Annotated in this window: 13 protein-coding genes; 5 read left to right on the top strand and 8 right to left on the bottom strand. The window is 61.5% G+C overall.

The genetic code is table 11. The features are described 5' to 3' along the window. Positions 1-7: 7 nt before the first annotated feature. Positions 8-931, bottom strand: coding sequence for a lysylphosphatidylglycerol synthase transmembrane domain-containing protein (locus IM739_RS20315; protein WP_237371618.1), 924 nt, complete (start codon positions 929-931; stop codon positions 8-10). 71 nt (positions 932-1,002) lie between these two features. Here IM739_RS20315 and IM739_RS20310 point away from each other — a divergent pair, with 71 nt between their 5' ends. Beyond that, entirely contained in the window at positions 1,003-2,628 is a 1,626-nt protein-coding gene (locus tag IM739_RS20310; protein WP_237371617.1) for a sulfatase, read from the top strand. Here IM739_RS20310 and IM739_RS20305 read toward each other — a convergent pair. Then, positions 2,612-3,523, bottom strand: coding sequence for a helix-turn-helix domain-containing protein (locus IM739_RS20305; protein ID WP_237371616.1), 912 nt, complete (start codon positions 3,521-3,523; stop codon positions 2,612-2,614). The two genes, IM739_RS20310 and IM739_RS20305, sit on opposite strands and share 17 nt — an antisense overlap. 134 nt (positions 3,524-3,657) lie before the next feature. Between IM739_RS20305 and pobA the strand changes: the two genes are divergently transcribed. Both pobA and IM739_RS20295 read left to right on the top strand, forming a co-directional pair. Further along, positions 3,658-4,830 (top strand): 4-hydroxybenzoate 3-monooxygenase, encoded by a 1,173-nt coding sequence (gene pobA, locus IM739_RS20300; protein WP_237371615.1) that lies wholly within the window; start codon positions 3,658-3,660, stop codon positions 4,828-4,830. Between the two features lie 247 nt (positions 4,831-5,077). Further along, positions 5,078-6,523, top strand: a complete 1,446-nt coding sequence (locus IM739_RS20295; protein ID WP_237371698.1) for an aldehyde dehydrogenase — start codon at positions 5,078-5,080, stop codon at positions 6,521-6,523. An 86-nt stretch (positions 6,524-6,609) separates the two neighbouring features. Here the strand turns inward: IM739_RS20295 and IM739_RS20290 are convergent, their stop codons facing one another. Continuing rightward, positions 6,610-7,122: a MarR family winged helix-turn-helix transcriptional regulator gene (locus IM739_RS20290; RefSeq protein ID WP_237371614.1), complete on the bottom strand. Its 513-nt coding sequence runs from the start codon at positions 7,120-7,122 to the stop codon at positions 6,610-6,612. 154 nt (positions 7,123-7,276) lie between these two features. Between IM739_RS20290 and IM739_RS20285 the strand changes: the two genes are divergently transcribed. Both IM739_RS20285 and IM739_RS20280 read left to right on the top strand, forming a co-directional pair. Then, positions 7,277-8,833 carry an AMP-binding protein gene (locus tag IM739_RS20285; protein ID WP_237371613.1) on the top strand — a complete coding sequence of 519 codons (1,557 nt, stop codon included), beginning with the start codon at positions 7,277-7,279 and terminating at the stop codon, positions 8,831-8,833. A gap of 57 nt (positions 8,834-8,890) precedes the next feature. After that, complete coding sequence (locus tag IM739_RS20280) at positions 8,891-9,721, top strand: p-hydroxycinnamoyl CoA hydratase/lyase (protein WP_237371612.1); 831 nt, start codon at positions 8,891-8,893, stop codon at positions 9,719-9,721. Between the two features lie 92 nt (positions 9,722-9,813). Here the strand turns inward: IM739_RS20280 and IM739_RS20275 are convergent, their stop codons facing one another. The 5 genes from IM739_RS20275 to IM739_RS20255 are packed head-to-tail and all read right to left on the bottom strand — an operon-like array spanning position 9,814 to position 16,068. Then, entirely contained in the window at positions 9,814-11,544 is a 1,731-nt protein-coding gene (locus IM739_RS20275; protein ID WP_237371611.1) for an acetyl/propionyl/methylcrotonyl-CoA carboxylase subunit alpha, read from the bottom strand. Positions 11,545-11,585: 41 nt separating this feature from the next. Next, entirely contained in the window at positions 11,586-13,202 is a 1,617-nt protein-coding gene (locus IM739_RS20270) for a 5-oxoprolinase/urea amidolyase family protein (protein ID WP_237371610.1), read from the bottom strand. A gap of 7 nt (positions 13,203-13,209) precedes the next feature. Beyond that, positions 13,210-14,016 (bottom strand): putative hydro-lyase, encoded by an 807-nt coding sequence (locus IM739_RS20265; RefSeq protein ID WP_237371609.1) that lies wholly within the window; start codon positions 14,014-14,016, stop codon positions 13,210-13,212. Between the two features lie 23 nt (positions 14,017-14,039). After that, a complete protein-coding gene (locus IM739_RS20260; RefSeq protein ID WP_237371608.1) occupies positions 14,040-14,804 on the bottom strand; it encodes a LamB/YcsF family protein in 765 nt (254 codons plus the stop codon). A 10-nt stretch (positions 14,805-14,814) separates the two neighbouring features. Continuing rightward, entirely contained in the window at positions 14,815-16,068 is a 1,254-nt protein-coding gene (locus IM739_RS20255; protein WP_237371607.1) for an NRAMP family divalent metal transporter, read from the bottom strand. Between the last annotated feature and the right edge of the window lie 313 nt (positions 16,069-16,381).

Raw genomic sequence — 16,381 nt, 5'->3', positions numbered from 1 at the left:
AGGAGGCCTAGCTTTTCGTCCCTGCCGCGGCAAAACCGGGCAGGGCGAGGACGAGGATCCCCGGCGCCGCTCCGGCAAGAGACAATGCGCCGTAAAGCAGGCTGGCCGCCAGTCCATCGGCGGCGCTGGCGCCGAGGAACGGCCAAAGCGCCATGGCGGCAGCTTCGCGCGTGCCCCAGCCACCAAGGCCTGCCGGGATCAGCATGGCAAGCAGGGCGAGCGGAATGGCCGTCAGCGCCGAGACCAAGGGCAGCGAAGCGCCGACGGCTTTCGATGCCAGCAGAAAGATTGCGAGATAGGTCGCAAGAATGACAAGGCTCAATCCGATCTGCACCGCCCAAGCCCGGTCTTTGACAAAGACGTGTTGCAGGTCCGGCAACAGGCTTGCGAGACGGTGGAAGCTATTGGTCCGGATTGCCCACATCAAGCCGATCAGGGCAAGGACGGCACATGCGAGCATGGCCGGCAGCACCGAATGCAGCCGGACCGGCTCGGATGCGCCCATCAGCAAGGGCCAGGCAACAATACCGCAGGCCGCCAGCACGAAGAACGCAGCCTGACCGGAAAGACGCTCGAACAAAACAGCCTTGGCCGGCAGCTTCCAGCCACCTTGTCCGCTAGTCCGCATGCGCCAGGCTCTGATCGCATCACCTGCCATGCCGCCGGGCAGACTCTGGTTCAGCAGACTTGCCACATAATATTCGCCGATGGCCCGGTTCAGCGCTATGGGCTGGCCAAGACGAGCGGCCGTAAAGCGCCAGCGCAGCGCCGACAGCATGATCTGCAGCTGAACGAGCACAAGGCCAAGCCCCAGGTCGGATATCGAGACATGGGAAAAAGCCTGAACCAGGGCGACCCTGTCGACCCACATCGCCATGACGGCGATCAGGGCAATGGTCACAATCGGGGCGGCCAGGCGGAGCAGGAACACGTGGCTGAACTTTCTGATCAGGACATCGTTTCTCGAAGCCGGATACGAATGCGCGAGGGGTTTGGACTGTCATGAACCGCAAAATCCTGGATCGCAAGCCGCGTTCGACGCAATTTTCGCTCCTGGGGATGTTGCTGTTTTCCGCAGTCGGCTGGTTTGCCTTCACCCTGCCGGACCATCCCGATGCCATCGTTATCGATGCTTTCGCGAGATTGCCGCTGGAAGTGCCGCTACTCGGGCTGGCGCTGTTGTTCGCCAGAGGCCGGCCCGCGCGCTTTCTTGCTTGGCTGGTGACGCTGTTCGTTTTTGCAATCCTCTTGCTCAAGCTTGCCGATATCGGCACGCAGGCCGCATTTCAGCGTCCTTTCAACCCCTATCTGGACGCCCGCATGCTGATGGATGGATGGAATCTCCTGTCCGGTTCAATCGGCATCGCCGCCACGCTCGCGGCAATCGTTGCCATCACCGCTGCGCTGATTGGCTCTGGGTTCCTGTTCCTGCGGGCGATCGACTGGATGGCGATGGCCGAAGGGAGGATGCGCAACGGACTGCTTGTCGCCTTTGCTGCGCCGCTGCTGATCGGCGCATTCGGCTTTGCTGCCGGCCAGCCTCGTGTCGAGGCGCGGATGTCGCGTTATCTCCTTGAACGTCTCGCTCTGATCGCAAGCTCTGTCGAGGATCTGAGGGCCTTCGAGGCTGACCTGGCTCGCACAGACGGGCAGACATCCGGCGCTGGCCTGTTTTCGGCAATCACGGGTCAGGATGTTGTTTTGATCTTCGTCGAATCCTATGGCCGCAGTGCCATCGAAGACCCCCGTTATGCATCTGTAACGATGTCCCGCCTGCAGGCGGTCGAGACGCAACTGGCATCGGCGAGCCTTTCCTCCGCCAGCGCCTGGGTCGGCTCGCCGACGGTGGGCGGGTTGAGCTGGCTTGCCCATGGCACGCTGCTGTCCGGGCTCTGGGTCGATAGCCAGGCACGTTATGATCGGTTGATGCGCAGTGAAAAACCAAGCCTGAACAGGCTGTTCGCCGATGCGGGCTGGAAAAGTGTCGCGGTCATGCCGGCGATCACCATGGCGTGGCCTGAGGCCGCCTATTTCGGCTATGACCGGATTCTGGCGGCTGCCGATCTTGGCTACCGCGGTCAGCCGTTCAACTGGGTGACGATGCCCGACCAGTACACGCTTTCGGCCTTCGAGCGACGGGTTCGTCCGCTTCCGGTTAGCGAGCGCAAGCCGGTGATGGCCGAAATCGCGCTGATCTCCAGTCATGCGCCCTGGACGCCGGTGGCCAGCCTCGTCGACTGGCAAGCGGTCGGGGATGGTTCGGTCTTTGATACGCAGGCAATGGGCGGAGAGTCGCCATCGGTTGTATGGGCAGATCCGGAGCGCGTGCGCGGGCACTATATCCGAACCATTGACTATTCGCTGGAGACATTGGGAAGCTATATGGCACGTTTCGGTAATGACACGGTCTTTGTCATTCTCGGCGACCACCAGCCCGCATCGATTGTGACGGGCACGGACGCGCCGCGCGGCGTACCCCTGCATGTGGTCAGCGCAGACGCGGCGCTGATCGACCGTTTCCGCCGGGCCGGATTTGCCGCAGGCATGATCCCGAAGCCCGATACGCGCGAATGGCGGATGGATCAGATGCGCGCTGTCCTGATCGACCTGTTCACGATGATCCGGTGACTGCGTCGCCGCTGGCGCGCGGAGACAGGCGCTGCTGTTCTCGCAATCTCCAGGCGCGCGGGGTCGTCCCCGTCTGGCGGGTGAAGAACCGCGAAAAATATGCGGGATCGGCAAAGCCGAGGCGGAAAGCCACTTCCTGGATGCTGCCGGGGGTAAACAGCAATTCGCGCTGGGCTTCCTCCAGCAGGCGACGCATCAGCAGGTCCTGGGTGCTGACGCCGGCTTTGTTCTTGACCACGCGGTTGAGATGGGTTGGCGAAATTCCGAGGGCCTTGGCATAGAAACTTGCCGCGCGATGGTTTCGGACTTCGCGGTGCATCATGGCCGTCAGCGCTTCCATGCGTCTGTCGTTTTCATCTGTGGTTTCGGCATCCCCGGCCTCCTGTCCTGCGAGGCGCGCTGTCAATGTCAGGGCGGTGGCAAGATAGGCTTCCAACAGAAGGGTGCGGCCGCCGCGTCGATCCTGCCACTCCTGGCAAAGCCGACGGAGGCTTTCCCGGATCAGACCGGAATCGGCATGGTTATCGTCGAGTTGGGTGACCCGCGGGCTCTGCAGAAAGGCACCCAGTTGATTGGGTTCACCGGGGCGGACGGGCAGGCGCGATGCGAGGAACGTCAGAACGTGGCCGTCAATGTCTGGCGAAAAGCGGAACCCATGATTGATGGCGGGCGGAATGGTCAAGACCGCACAGGGTTCGAAACGCACAATCTCGCTGCCAAAAAGCGCATCGCCCGAGCCACCGGTGACCAGCAGGATCTGGAAGAAATGCACATGGCGATGCAGGCCGATTTCCCAATGGTATTGGCTGCTTCGCGCCGGGATCGTTTCGCAGTGCACCCAGAATCGTGCAGACGCGGGCTCGTCCTCGCCATAGAGTTCATAGGTCGGGATCATTCTGTCAGCAATAGGCTTGCGGTTCGTCATGTTCGAAATGTGCAATAAAAGACGTCCTTAGTCCATTGTTGTGGCGCCGATCCGGGGTCAGAGTTTGCGTATAGACAAGTTTGCAGACGCATTCGGGAGGAACCATGCGCACCAGGGTTGCCATCATCGGCTCAGGCCCATCAGGCCTTTTGCTCGGTCAGCTTTTGACCAATGCGGGTATCGACAACATCATCATCGACCGGGTGGGCAAGGATCATATTCTTGCCCGCGTGCGGGCCGGGGTTCTGGAAGAAGGCATGGTCGGCATGCTCGACCGTGCAGGTGTCGGTGCGCGCATGCATCGCGAAGGCCTGCCACATGACGGCTTTTCACTCGCGTTCGACGGCCGAGACCACCGTATCGACCTTTTCGACCTGACGGGCAGCAAGCGGGTGATGGTCTATGGCCAGACCGAGCTCACGCTCGATCTGATCGAAAGGCGGGAGCGGGATGGCAGCATCACGATCCATGATGCGGCCAATGTCACGCCGGCAGGTTTTGATGGCGAAAGTCCCTATCTGACTTATGACAAAGACGGTGTCTCCCATCGCATCGACTGCGATTTCATCGCCGGCTGTGATGGTTTCCACGGGGCCAGCCGCAAGGCGGTTCCGGAAACTGCGATCAAGACCTTCGAAAAGGTCTATCCCTTCGGGTGGCTCGGCATTCTGGCCGACGTGCCGCCGGTCAATCACGAGTTGATCTATGCGAACCATCCCCGTGGCTTCGCACTCTGTTCGATGCGCTCGAATACCCGCAGCCGCTATTATGTTCAGTGTTCTCTCGACGACACGGTCGACATGTGGTCGGACGATCGATTCTGGGACGAGTTGCGCCGTAGGCTGCCGGCCCATCATGCCGAAGCCCTGGTGACTGGCCCCAGTTTCGAGAAATCGATTGCACCCTTGCGCTCTTTTGTCGCCGAGCCGATGCGCTTCGGACGCCTGTTCCTGGTGGGCGATGCGGCCCATATCGTGCCGCCGACCGGCGCCAAGGGGCTCAATCTGGCGGCATCCGACGTCTTCTACCTGATCGAGGGCCTGCTTGAGTTTTACCAGGAGAAGTCGAAGGCCGGGCTTGATGCCTATTCCGCCAAGGCGCTGAAACGGGTGTGGAACGCCGTGCGCTTTTCCTGGTCGATGACGACGCTGCTGCATCGCTTTCCCGACAATGGCGATTTCGGCCAGAAGATCCAGGAAGCGGAACTGGACTATCTGACGCATTCCCGGGCGGCTGCAACAGCGATGGCGGAGAATTATGTCGGCTTGCCCTACTGAGGGTCGCGCGCTCTTGCTGTCGCCAAATAGTATGTTAAGCTTACTATAATGCGACCAGACTTCCCGAGCAGGTGACAGCTTGCCGAATTGCCGGCTGCGCCCGGGTGGAGGGGCGCCCTCTGGGTGCCTTGGCGGAATCGATCTGGCGCATTGGGAGATGTGGCAGTGTTTTGGCGCACAGCGACAGAATGGTCCTTGTACGCGCTGGCGGATGGATCAATACGAAAAGGAGGAGACATTCATGAATATGCATATTTCATTGCTGATCAATGGCGCCGATCAGGCCGCCGAAGGTGGCCGGACCTTTGACCGGATCAATCCCTTTACCCAGAAGGTCGCAACGACGGCTTCCGCCGCGAGCCTGAAGGACGTGCAGGCGGCGGTCGATGCCGCTTCCGCGGCGTTTCCCGCCTGGTCGAAGACCGGTCCGGGCGAGCGGCGCAAGATCCTGCTGAAGGCGGCGGACATCATGGAGGCCAAGGCCGGCGAGTTCAGCGAGCTGGTGATTTCCGAAACCGGTGCCACCGGTCATTGGGGCGGATTCAATGTCATGGTGGCGGCCAGCATGCTGCGCGAAGCGGCTTCGATGACCACACAGATTTCCGGCGAGGTCATCCCGTCGAACAAGCCGGGCTCGCTGTCGATGGGCATGCGTCAGGCGGTTGGTGTGTGCCTTGGCATCGCACCCTGGAATGCCCCGATCATTCTCGGCACCCGTGCCGTCGCCATGCCGATCGCTTGTGGCAATACCGTCATCCTGAAGGCATCGGAACAATGCCCGGGTACCCATCGCCTGATTGCCCAGTGCCTTGTCGAGGCTGGTTTGCCGATCGGTGTGATCAGCGTGATCACCAATGCGCCGGAAGATGCAGCAAGCATCGTCGAGGCATTGATCACCAATCCGGCGATCAAGCGGGTCAATTTCACCGGCTCGACCAAGGTTGGCAAGATCATCGGCGAGCTTTGCGGTCGTCACCTGAAGCCGGCGTTGCTCGAATTGGGTGGCAAGGCTCCGCTTGTCATTCTCGACGATGCCGACATCGATGCGGCGGTCAACGCGGCAGCCTTTGGTGCCTTCGCCAATATGGGCCAGATCTGCATGTCGACCGAGCGCATCATCGTCGATGCAAAGATTGCCGATGAATTTGTCGAAAAGCTTGCGGCCAAGGCTTCGAAACTGCCGGCTGGCGATCCACGCGGCCATGTCGTTCTGGGCTCCCTGATCAGCCTCGAGTCTGCCAAGAAGATGGAAGAACTGATCAGCGACGCCGTCTCCAAGGGCGCAAAGCTGGTGGCCGGCGGCAAGCGTGACGGCAGTGTGGTCGAAGCGACACTGCTCGACCATGTGACTTCGGACATGCGCATGTATTCCGAAGAGAGCTTTGGACCGGTCAAGCCGATCATTCGCGTCGCTGGCGAGGATGAGGCGATCCGTGTTGCCAACGACACCGAATACGGGCTGTCCGGCGCTGTGTTCAGCCGCGATATTCAGCGGGCACTTTCCGTTGCCGGGCGTATCGAATCCGGCATCTGCCATATCAATGGCCCAACGGTCTTCGACGAGCCGCAGATGCCGTTTGGAGGCGTGAAGGGCAGCGGTTATGGCCGCTTCGGCGGAAAGGCGGCGATTGCGGAGTTCACCGAACTGCGCTGGATTACAATCGAGGATCCGAACCAGCACTATCCGTTCTGACATGGGACTGGGATAAGGGCTGGCATATGAAATGACAACGAACGGCCGCCCGGAAGGCGGCCGTTTTTGTAAGATAGGCGCAGAGGTTACTCGAAGTCGCCACCGCCTGGAATTATATCGGCATAGATGCGTTTCAACCCGGAAACGAAAAGCTGAAGCTCTTCCGGCGTAAAGCGGGATGTAAAACGCTGCTCGTGTTGCTCCTGGATCGTCCGGGCCTGGGCGATCAGGGCGAGACCATCGGCCGTCATCAGCAACTCCTGGCGCCGGCGGTCCACGGCGGAGGGTTTGCGTTCGATCAGCTTTCGCGCCTCAAGCCTGTTGACCAGCGCCATCATCGTCGCACGGTCCATGCTCAGCTGATTGGCAATGTCGATCTGGCTGACGCGCGGGTTGGCGGCGATCAGCTCCAGCACTGCGAACTGTTTCTGCGTCAGGCCGATATCGCACATGGCGGCCGAATAATCCTGGTAGATCGCGACATTCGCCATGCGCAGATGAAAGCCTAGTATGTCATCGAGCCGCCCGGTGCGCAGGCCCGCGCCGAGTTCTGGAGCGTCATCGTCGTTGGCCGGTCTCAGGTCATTTGGTCGCGTCATGACTTGTCTTTCGCTGCAGCGCCGCTTGTGTTGCGCCTTTTATGATCACTGACAACATTAGCAGCCAAAATTCCCCTTGTCTGTTACTGCTTTTATATAGTATGTGTAACTTACAAAATTGCCAGGGAGAGGCAATGTGGAGGAGAAACCAATTATGCAGCCAAGCACGCTGACTGCTGCGATGCATCCCGACGCGGTCGGGCTGGAGACGGATGACCCCTTGATTTACCGGGCCAGAGTCAACCCGGATCGCCCTGCCGTCTTCGAGGTGGCGACAGGCCTTAACCAGACCTATGCCGAACTCGACGACAGCGTCGCCCGTATCGTCACTGTCCTGGCGCAAGTAGTCGTGCCTGGCGAACCCTTTGCCCGCATCGCCTATCTCGGACGCAACTCGATCGCGCAGATCGCTGTTTGCCTTGCCTGCCAGCGAGCAGGATATGTCTTCGTCCCGCTGAACTGGCGCCTGGGAGCCAAGGAGCTTGCCCCGATCATCGACGATTGCAAGCCGGCGCTTCTCCTGCATGACGCGGAGTTTGCCGAAGTGCTCGGCATGATCCACCCACTCGCACCGAAGTTGCTGCCGGTTGACGGCGAGGGTGGCATCCTATCTCTGGCAGGCGCTGTCGAGCGCTCTCAACCGGCGTCGGTCGACGCGGACGCGCCCTGCATCATGCTCTACACGTCGGGGACCACCGGTGTTCCCAAGGGTGTCGTCATTACGAGGCGCAACACCTTTGCGGCTGCGATCAATTTTGCGCTGGTCGGCGAGGTCACCGCAGCGTCGGTCTCTCTTTGCGATCTGCCGTTTTTCCATACGATAGGCCTTGTCGCCATCGGCCGGACAACACTGCTGATGGGCGGCCGTCTTGTCATCTCCGATCGTTTCTTGACGGAACGCACGCTGGCAACACTGGGTGATCCATCGCTGGGCATCACGCACTATTTCGCTGTGCCACAGATGGCGGCGGCCTTGCGCTCGGCGCCGAACTGGAACCCTTCGGCACTCAAGGCATTGCAGGCGATCTTCATCGGCGGGGCTCCGTTGTCGCCGGCACTGATCAAGACGTTCCTCGACGACGGCATTCCGTTGGTCAACGGCTACGGCATGAGCGAGGCAGGCACGGCGATCCACATGCCGCTCGACCGCGACATGGTGGCAACCTATCCCGGCAGCGTGGGCTTTCCGGCACCTTTGATCGAGGTTCGGCTGGTCGGCGAAGACGGCGTGGATGTTGCCGATGGCCAGGTCGGGGAAATCTGGCTGCGTGGCCCGTCGGTGACGCCCGGCTACTGGAACAAGCCGGAAGAAACGGCCAAAGCCTTTGTTGGCGACTGGTACCGGTCCGGAGACCTTGGCAGACGCGATCCTGGTGGCGTGATCCACGTGCCGGACCGGCTGAAGGACATGTATATTTCCGGCGGTGAAAATGTCTTCCCGGCCGAGGTCGAAGCGGTGATCGGCGCCCATCCCAAGGTTCGTGACGTCGCAGTGATCGGGGTCGACGACCCCCGATGGGGCGAATGTGGGCTCGCCTTCGTCGTGGCGCAGGACGCGGGCGTTACCGCAGAGGAAGTTCTAGTCCACTGCGCCGCACGGCTTGCGCCCTACAAGCGGCCGACACGCGTGGTTTTCCTCGACACCATCCCACGGACGGCATCCGGCAAGGCGCAAAAACATATTCTTCGCCAGAGCCAAATTCGATCCTGAACATCATCGGCCGGTCAGGACCGGCCGGACAACAACAGACTTCAAAGGGAGTTCATCATGACCGAGACTGACAAGACCGTGGCTGATCCGGTCCTCGTGGAATTCGACAACGGCATTGCCTTTGTCACGCTGAACCGTCCGGACAAGCGCAATGCGATGAATCCGGCGTTGAACAAGCGGATGATGGAGGTGCTTGAAGATCTCGAGGCCGACGAGCGCTGCGGCGTTCTGGTGCTGCGCGGCGCCGGCCAGTCCTGGTCGGCCGGCATGGACCTCAAGGAATATTTCCGCGAAAATGACGGCAAGGGTCGGGCCGCAGTCTTGAAGAGCCGCCGCCAGTCCGGTGGCTGGTGGAACCGACTGATGTATTTCGAAAAGCCGACCATCGCCATGGTCAATGGCTGGTGCTTCGGCGGCGCATTTACGCCGTTGGTCGCTTGCGACCTGGCGGTTGCCGCCGATGAGGCAACCTTCGGTCTGTCGGAAATCAACTGGGGTATCCTGCCGGGCGGCAATGTCACCCGTGCTGTCGCAGAAGTGATGAACCATCGCGACTCGCTCTACTACATCATGACCGGCGAGAATTTCGGCGGCCAGAAGGCGCGAGATATGGGACTGGTCAACGAATCCGTACCGTTGGCCGATCTCGAGACCCGCGTGCGGGCCATCTGCGCGACCTTGCTTGAAAAGAACCCGGTCGTTCTCAAGGCGGCCAAGGACACGTTCAAGCGCGTGCGCAACATGCCGTGGGAACTGGCCGACGACTATATCTATGCCAAGCTCGAGCAGATGCTGTTTCTCGACAAGAGCAATGGTCGCGCCGAGGGCCTCAAGCAGTTTCTCGACGACAAGACCTATCGTCCCGGTCTCGGCGCCTACAAGCGCTAATGCCCTGAATGGAACTACCGGCCAGTTTGGCGCGCCGGTAGTTCCTGCAGGGTTTGAGCCAACAGAATGCTTCAATCTAGGCCGGAAAGGTTCTAGGCTTCGAAGCGTGCAATCTCCGCGCCGGCCTGCAGATAGGCTCCGGCTTGCGCAACGATACGGATTCGACCCGCACGCGCGGCCGTGATCTGCGTTTCCATCTTCATTGCTTCCATCACGGCGATCAGGTCGCCGGCGGCCACGTCAGACCCATCTTCCACCTTGAAGGCCTGCAGCGTGCCGGAGATCGGTGCGCTGAGGCTGAGGGCATCCTCAGCCTTGGCCGCATCGGGCTGGCCGGCACTGTGGCCAGCAAGTCCGCCAAGACCAGCCAGCAGGGCGGCGGGTATGCCGAGCGCATGGCGCCTGCCGTCGATTTCGACATGGGTACGGACAAGACCGGTATCCTCGCTCGGCAGTGGTCTTGCCGCCTGCTCCAGCGTCGCGGCGAAATCGGTCTCGATCCAGCGGGTATGTACCTTGAACCCGTCATCGCCGGTGAAGTCACGGCTGTTGATCGCGGCGCGATGGAAAGGCAGGACCGTGGCGATGCCGTCGATCGTGAATTCACCAAGGGCGCGGCGGGCGCGGGCCAGAGCCTGGTCGCGGGTGGCGCCGGTGACGATCAGCTTGGCCATCAGGGAATCGAACGTTCCAGGCACGGTCGAGCCGGAGATGACGCCGGTATCGAGGCGGATGCCGGGGCCGGACGGGGCGTCGAAACGGGTGATCGTGCCAGGGGTCGGCAGGAAGCCGCGACCTGGATCCTCGGCATTGATGCGAAATTCGATCGAATGGCCGCGTGGGGCAGGGGTCTCGGTGACCATCAGCGGCAGACCGTCGGCGATGCGGAACTGTTCTATGACCAGGTCGATGCCGGTCGTTTCCTCGGTGACCGGATGTTCGACCTGCAGGCGCGTATTGACCTCGAGGAAAGAGATCGTGCCGTCGACGCCGAGCAGAAATTCCACCGTGCCCGCACCGGAATAGCCGGCGGCCGCGCAGATGCGCTTGGCGGCATCGTGAATTTCATGACGTTGGGCGTCCGAGAGGAAGGGGGCTGGAGCTTCCTCGACGAGCTTCTGGTTGCGCCGCTGCAAGGAGCAGTCGCGGGTGCCGAGAACTAGGACATTGCCATGCTTGTCCGCCAGCACCTGCGCCTCGATATGGCGTGGCCGGTCGAGGAAACGCTCGAGGAAACATTCGCCGCGACCGAAGGCGGCTTTTGCCTCGCGCACGGCGGAGTCATAGAGTTCGGGAATTTCGTCCATGGTCCAGGCGACCTTGAGGCCGCGACCGCCGCCGCCATGCGCCGCCTTGATGGCAACGGGCAAGCCGTGCTGCTCGGCAAAGGCCGTGACTTCGGCGGCTGTCTCGACCGGGCCGTCGCTGCCGGCGACCAGAGGCGCACCGACGCTGGTTGCAATGCGCCGTGCCTCGACCTTGTCGCCGAGCGCCTCGATGACATGCGGATCGGGGCCGATCCAGATCAGGCCGGCCTCTTGCACGGCACGGGCGAATTCCGCCCGTTCCGACAGAAAGCCATAGCCGGGATGCACCGCATCGGCACCTGAACGCCTGGCAATGCCGATCAGTTTGTCGATGTCGAGATAGGTTTCTGCCGGGCGGCTGCCGTCCAGTCCATAGGCCTCGTCGGCGAGTCCGACGAAGAGCGCATCCATATCGGGATCGGCATAGACGGCGACAGACTGGATGCCGTGGTCACGACAGGCGCGGATGATGCGTACGGCGATTTCGCCCCGGTTGGCGATCAGCACTTTTTTCATGGATGTCTCCTCACAGTTTTTGTCGTGCAGTTTCGCGAGACTCAGGCTTTGGCGGGCTTGATATCGGCAAATGTCGTCACGGGCCGGAAGCGGATCTGGGCACCGACAGGGATCTGTCCGGCAAGATCGAGATGATATTCGGCAACCGTACCGATCACCGGATAACCGCCGGTCAGCGGGTGGTCGGCAAGAAACAGCACCGGCTGTCCGCTATGCGGCACTTGAATGGCACCTGTGGCCGTGCCCTCGCTTGGCAGTTCGGCCTTGTCCTTGCGCTCGAGCGCCACGTCGCCGGTTATACGAATGCCGACGCGGTTCGATTGCGGGGTCACCTGCCAGAGCTGCGATGACAGCGTGGCAATGCCGGTTTCCGTGAACCAGTCGCCGCGCGGCCCCATGATCACATCGAGCGTGACCACATCGCCGAATGCCGGGGGATCGAATGCCGGCACTTCGGTGAGCGAAACGCTGGTCAGGTTGGACGCGTCTTGGTTGAACGTCAGCACGGCGCCGGCCGTGACCGGATCCGGACCGACGACGGCAAGCGTGTCGGTCGAGGCGCTGCCGAGCACCGGCTTTACGGCAAAGCCGCCACGGACGGACAGATAGCTGCGCATGCCTTTCGGGGCCTGGCCAAGGGTAACGACGTCGCCGGCTTCCAACGCGATCGGCTGGTAGGCCTCGGCAACAATGCTGCGCCCCGATATGTCTCGGATGGTGATCGGGCAGGGTGCGCCGGCAATGGCAAACACGGCGCGGCCGGAGACTTCGAAGGAAAACCCGCCGAGGATAATTTCGAGGACAGGCGTTGCGGCCGGATTGCCGACGACACGATTGGCGGCTTTCAGCGCCCCCTGATCGAGCGCGCCGGACGACGATACGCCCTGGCCGGTCTGGCCGAAGCGACCGAGATCCTGGAACAGGGCCGGCACGGGGGCTGCCAGAACGGTGAACGTCAGATCGTTGTCTAGCGGGGCAGCTTGTGCGGCGTCAGAAGTCGGAATGGATGCAACATTCGAGGACGGGGCAGTGGTTGCTCCGGTCTTCTTGGCCAGGTCGATGAAACGCACCCTGTGGCCGGGCTGGAACAGCGCCGGCGGATCGCGTGAGAGGTCCCACATCTTTTCTGGCGTCGTGCCGATGATCTGCCATCCGCCCGGGCTGTTTTGCGGGTAGACGCCCGAAAAGGCACCGGCGAGCGCGACCGAGCCGGCCGGGATTTTCGTCCGCGGGCTCTGGCGGCGCGGCACCTGCAAGGCCGGGTCGCCACCGACGAGATAACCGAAGCCGGGGGCAAAGCCGCAGAAAGCGACGGTGAATGTGCTGTCGGTGTGGCGACGGATGACGTCTTCGACAGACAGGCCGGTCAGCTCGGCGACGTCGGCGAGATCTTCTCCGTCATAGATGACCGGGATTTCCACCAGTATGTCCGAGGGTGTGATGCGGGCCGACAGGTCACGTGTGGCGATATTGGCGGCAAGACGTTCGGCCGTCAGTTTTTCGGGACGAAACCGGATCATCAGGGTGCGGGCGGCCGGCACCATCTCCACGATACCATCCACCGGATCGGCTTCGAGCGAGGCAAACAGCGCGAGCGTCTCGTCGAGATCGGCGAGCTCCACCAGAAGAACTGTCAGGCTGACGGGCAGGATACGCATGGCAACCTCAAGCGTGATAAGCGGAATCGGGAATGTCGGTGATGAACATGTGGCCCGGCGCATGGGTAATGGCAAACGGCACGCCTGATGCCATGACGGCTGCCTGCGGGGTCACGCCACAGGCCCAGAACACCGGCACTTCGCCAGGCTCTATGCGCACCGGATCGCCGAATTCCGGCTTGGCCAGATCCTTGATACCGATCTCTTCCGGGGCGCCGACATGAACCGGGGCGCCATGCACGGCCGGAAAGCGGCTGGAAATGGTGGCAGCGTCGGCCACGCGTGATGCGGGGATCGGTCGCATCGAGACGACCATGTTGCCATGCAGGCGGCCGGCGGGTCGGCAGGGCTTGTTTGTCAGATACATCGGCACGTTCGACTTGTCGGTCATGTGGCGGATCTCGATCCCGGCTTCGACCATCGGCGTTTCGAAGGTGAAACTGCAACCGATCAGGAAGCTGACGAGATCGGGATGCTCGGCCCAGGCGGCAGTCGCGTCCGCAGTTTCCTCGGCCAGCTTGCCGTCGCGCCAGACGCGGTAAAGCGGGATATCCTTGCGCAGGTCAGCATCGGGCGCAAGCAAGGTCGTATGCGACCCCGGATCCGACACGTCGAGCACGGGGCAGGCTTTTGGATTGCGTTGCGCATACAGCAGGAAATCGAAGGCCCAGTCGCGCGGGAGCACGATCATGTTGGCCTGGGTGAAGCCCGGGGCAACGCCCGATGTCGGCTCGATACGGCCGGCGCGATATCGTTCACGGGCGCTGCGGGCCGGCTCGACATCGACGTGACGAAGATGATCCAGGGCAATCATGGTATTCCTCCCTTGAGTTGAAATCAGGCAGTCAGAAACGATTTTACCGTGATCCCGCTTTCCTCGAACGTGCGGCGGATTTCGCGGGCAATGGCAACAGCGCCGGGGCTGTCGCCATGCACGCAGATCGACTGGGCATCGATTTTGATCGTCGAGCCATCGATTGCTTCCAGCGTGCCTTGTCTGGCAAGCTGCAGCATGCGGCTTGCGATCACCAGCGGGTCGTGCAGGACAGAGCCTGGTTCGCGGCGGGAAACGAGTTGGCCGTCAGGCGTATAGGCGCGGTCGGCAAAGGCTTCGGCGACCACGTTCAGGCCAGATTTGCGCGCGAGCTGCAGGATCGGCGCACCGGCAAGACCCATCAGGACCAGTGAGGGATCGATGGCCTTGATGCCGTCGATCACGGCCTGCCCCTGCTTGGGATCGTGGGCAATGCGATTATAGAGTGCGCCATGCGGCTTGACATAGGAGACGGTGACACCGACGGATGCCGCAATGCCTTTCAGGGCGCCGATCTGATAGATGACGTCGGCGATCAACTCGCCGCTCGTCACATCCATGTCGCGCCGGCCGAAGCCGACGCGATCGGGATAGGAGACATGCGCCCCGATCGAAACACCTTTCTCGGCCGCGGCCCTGACGGTCTTCAGGATGCCGACGGGATCGCCGGCATGAAAACCGCAGGCGACATTGGCGCTGGAGACGATGGCGAGCATCGCGGCGTCATCGCCCATGCCCCAGGCGCCGTAGCTTTCACCGAGATCGCTGTTCAGATCGATGGCAGTCATGTCAGTCTCCTCAGGCTGCGAGCAGGGCAAAGATCGGGCCGACAGACTTGTAGCCCATGTACCAGGTCAATGCGCAGGTGAGTACGCCAAGCACCAGCAGCCAGCGCGGGTAACGATACCCGGCCATCAGGTCCGAGCGGGCCCAGGCGGCATAGATGAAGATCGACAGGCCGATCGGCAGGATGAGGCCATTCAGGCCACCAACGAACACAAGCATCTGGGCCGGCGGCGTGGTGATGACCACGTAGAAGAACAGCGAGACGGCGATGAAGATCACGGTCGCGATATTACGAGCGCGTTCGGTAATGTCCTGCTTGAACACGGTGATGAAGGATACCGATGTATAGGCGGCGCCGATGACCGAGGTAATGGCGGCAAACCAGAGGACGGCACCAAAGATGCGGAAACCGACATCGCCGGCTGCTGCCTGGAAGGCCTGGGCTGCCGGGTTTGCACCCTTGCCCGATACGTCAATGACGACGCCAGAAGCAACGACGCCAAGGATGGCGAGGAACAGCACGTAGCGCATCAGACCGGTGACCGCGATGCCGGTCAGGGCTGCACGGTTGACGGCGCCGAGGTTCTCGATACCTGCCTGACCCTTGTCGAGCAGGCGGTGAGCACCGGAATAGGTGATGTATCCGCCGACCGTGCCGCCGACGATGGTGGTGATCGTGGCGAAATCGATCGTGCTCGGCAGGAAGGTCTGGAACAGCGCATCGCCAACGGGCGGCGCGGAGACGATTGCGACATAGAGCGTCAGCAGGATCATCAATACGCCGGCAACGACGATCAGCCTGTCGATTGCCACACCGGCGCGCTTCGACAGGAAGATGCCGATGGCGATCAGGGCGCTGATCGCGCCACCCCATTTCGGGTCGATGCCGAGCATGGCGTTGAGGCCTAGGCCCGCTCCACCGATATTGCCGATGTTGAAGAACAGGCCGCCGATAATGACGAGTATGGCCAGGACATAGCCAGTCCCCGGGATCGCGGCATTGGCGATGTCGGAGGCACGCATCTTGGTCAGCGTGACGATCCGCCAGATGTTCAGCTGGACGACGAAGTCGATCAGGATCGAGGCGAGAATGGCAAAGGCGAAGGCCGCGCCGAGCTTGGTGGTGAATGTTGCCGTCTGGGTGATAAAGCCCGGACCGATGGCCGATGTGGCCATCAGGAATATGGCGGCCGTCAGTGCGGCGCGCCGTGACTTGGCGGACATGCCGCCGGCTACGCCGCCAGGTGATGTCGTATTCTGATCCATGTTACCCTCTCCGTTGATCGCTTCGTCATTCGAAATGTCGTGTTGGAATTGACTATCGATAAGGGCAGCGTCGTCGCGTTTCACAATTCTGTCAAGATTGTTCAACGATTTAATTCTATCGTTCTACTAAGTTGTGCAAATGTTGAGCGATTTGTTTTTCTTTTGGGCATGTTCGACGCGCCTTTGGGACATATTTTGGCCATCGGAGCGACACGTCACGTCCGTTGTGCGAGCGTCATCCTATCCCCGCAGGACCAAAGACAGCAGCCTTGAAGACCTGATGCTCAAGGCAATCGGTGGGGAGCGTGAAAAG

This window comes from Rhizobium sp. SL42, assembly GCF_021729845.1.
Taxonomy (GTDB): Bacteria; Pseudomonadota; Alphaproteobacteria; order Rhizobiales; family Rhizobiaceae; genus Allorhizobium.
The sequence above is the reverse complement of the archived record's forward strand: the minus strand, read 5'-3'. Positions and strand labels throughout refer to the sequence as shown.

What these genes read in the sequence shown, in the direction of transcription:
- IM739_RS20260 (WP_237371608.1), bottom strand. Translation starts at nt 14,804, where the DNA reads ATGACTGCCATCGATCTGAACAGCGATCTCGGTGAAAGCTACGGCGCC.
- IM739_RS20305 (WP_237371616.1), bottom strand. Translation starts at nt 3,523, where the DNA reads ATGATCCCGACCTATGAACTCTATGGCGAGGACGAGCCCGCGTCTGCA.
- IM739_RS20275 (WP_237371611.1), bottom strand. Translation starts at nt 11,544, where the DNA reads ATGAAAAAAGTGCTGATCGCCAACCGGGGCGAAATCGCCGTACGCATC.
- pobA (WP_237371615.1), top strand. Translation starts at nt 3,658, where the DNA reads ATGCGCACCAGGGTTGCCATCATCGGCTCAGGCCCATCAGGCCTTTTG.
- IM739_RS20280 (WP_237371612.1), top strand. Translation starts at nt 8,891, where the DNA reads ATGACCGAGACTGACAAGACCGTGGCTGATCCGGTCCTCGTGGAATTC.
- IM739_RS20270 (WP_237371610.1), bottom strand. Translation starts at nt 13,202, where the DNA reads ATGCGTATCCTGCCCGTCAGCCTGACAGTTCTTCTGGTGGAGCTCGCC.
- IM739_RS20290 (WP_237371614.1), bottom strand. Translation starts at nt 7,122, where the DNA reads ATGACGCGACCAAATGACCTGAGACCGGCCAACGACGATGACGCTCCA.
- IM739_RS20265 (WP_237371609.1), bottom strand. Translation starts at nt 14,016, where the DNA reads ATGATTGCCCTGGATCATCTTCGTCACGTCGATGTCGAGCCGGCCCGC.
- IM739_RS20295 (WP_237371698.1), top strand. Translation starts at nt 5,078, where the DNA reads ATGCATATTTCATTGCTGATCAATGGCGCCGATCAGGCCGCCGAAGGT.
- IM739_RS20255 (WP_237371607.1), bottom strand. Translation starts at nt 16,068, where the DNA reads ATGGATCAGAATACGACATCACCTGGCGGCGTAGCCGGCGGCATGTCC.
- IM739_RS20285 (WP_237371613.1), top strand. Translation starts at nt 7,277, where the DNA reads ATGCAGCCAAGCACGCTGACTGCTGCGATGCATCCCGACGCGGTCGGG.
- IM739_RS20310 (WP_237371617.1), top strand. Translation starts at nt 1,003, where the DNA reads ATGAACCGCAAAATCCTGGATCGCAAGCCGCGTTCGACGCAATTTTCG.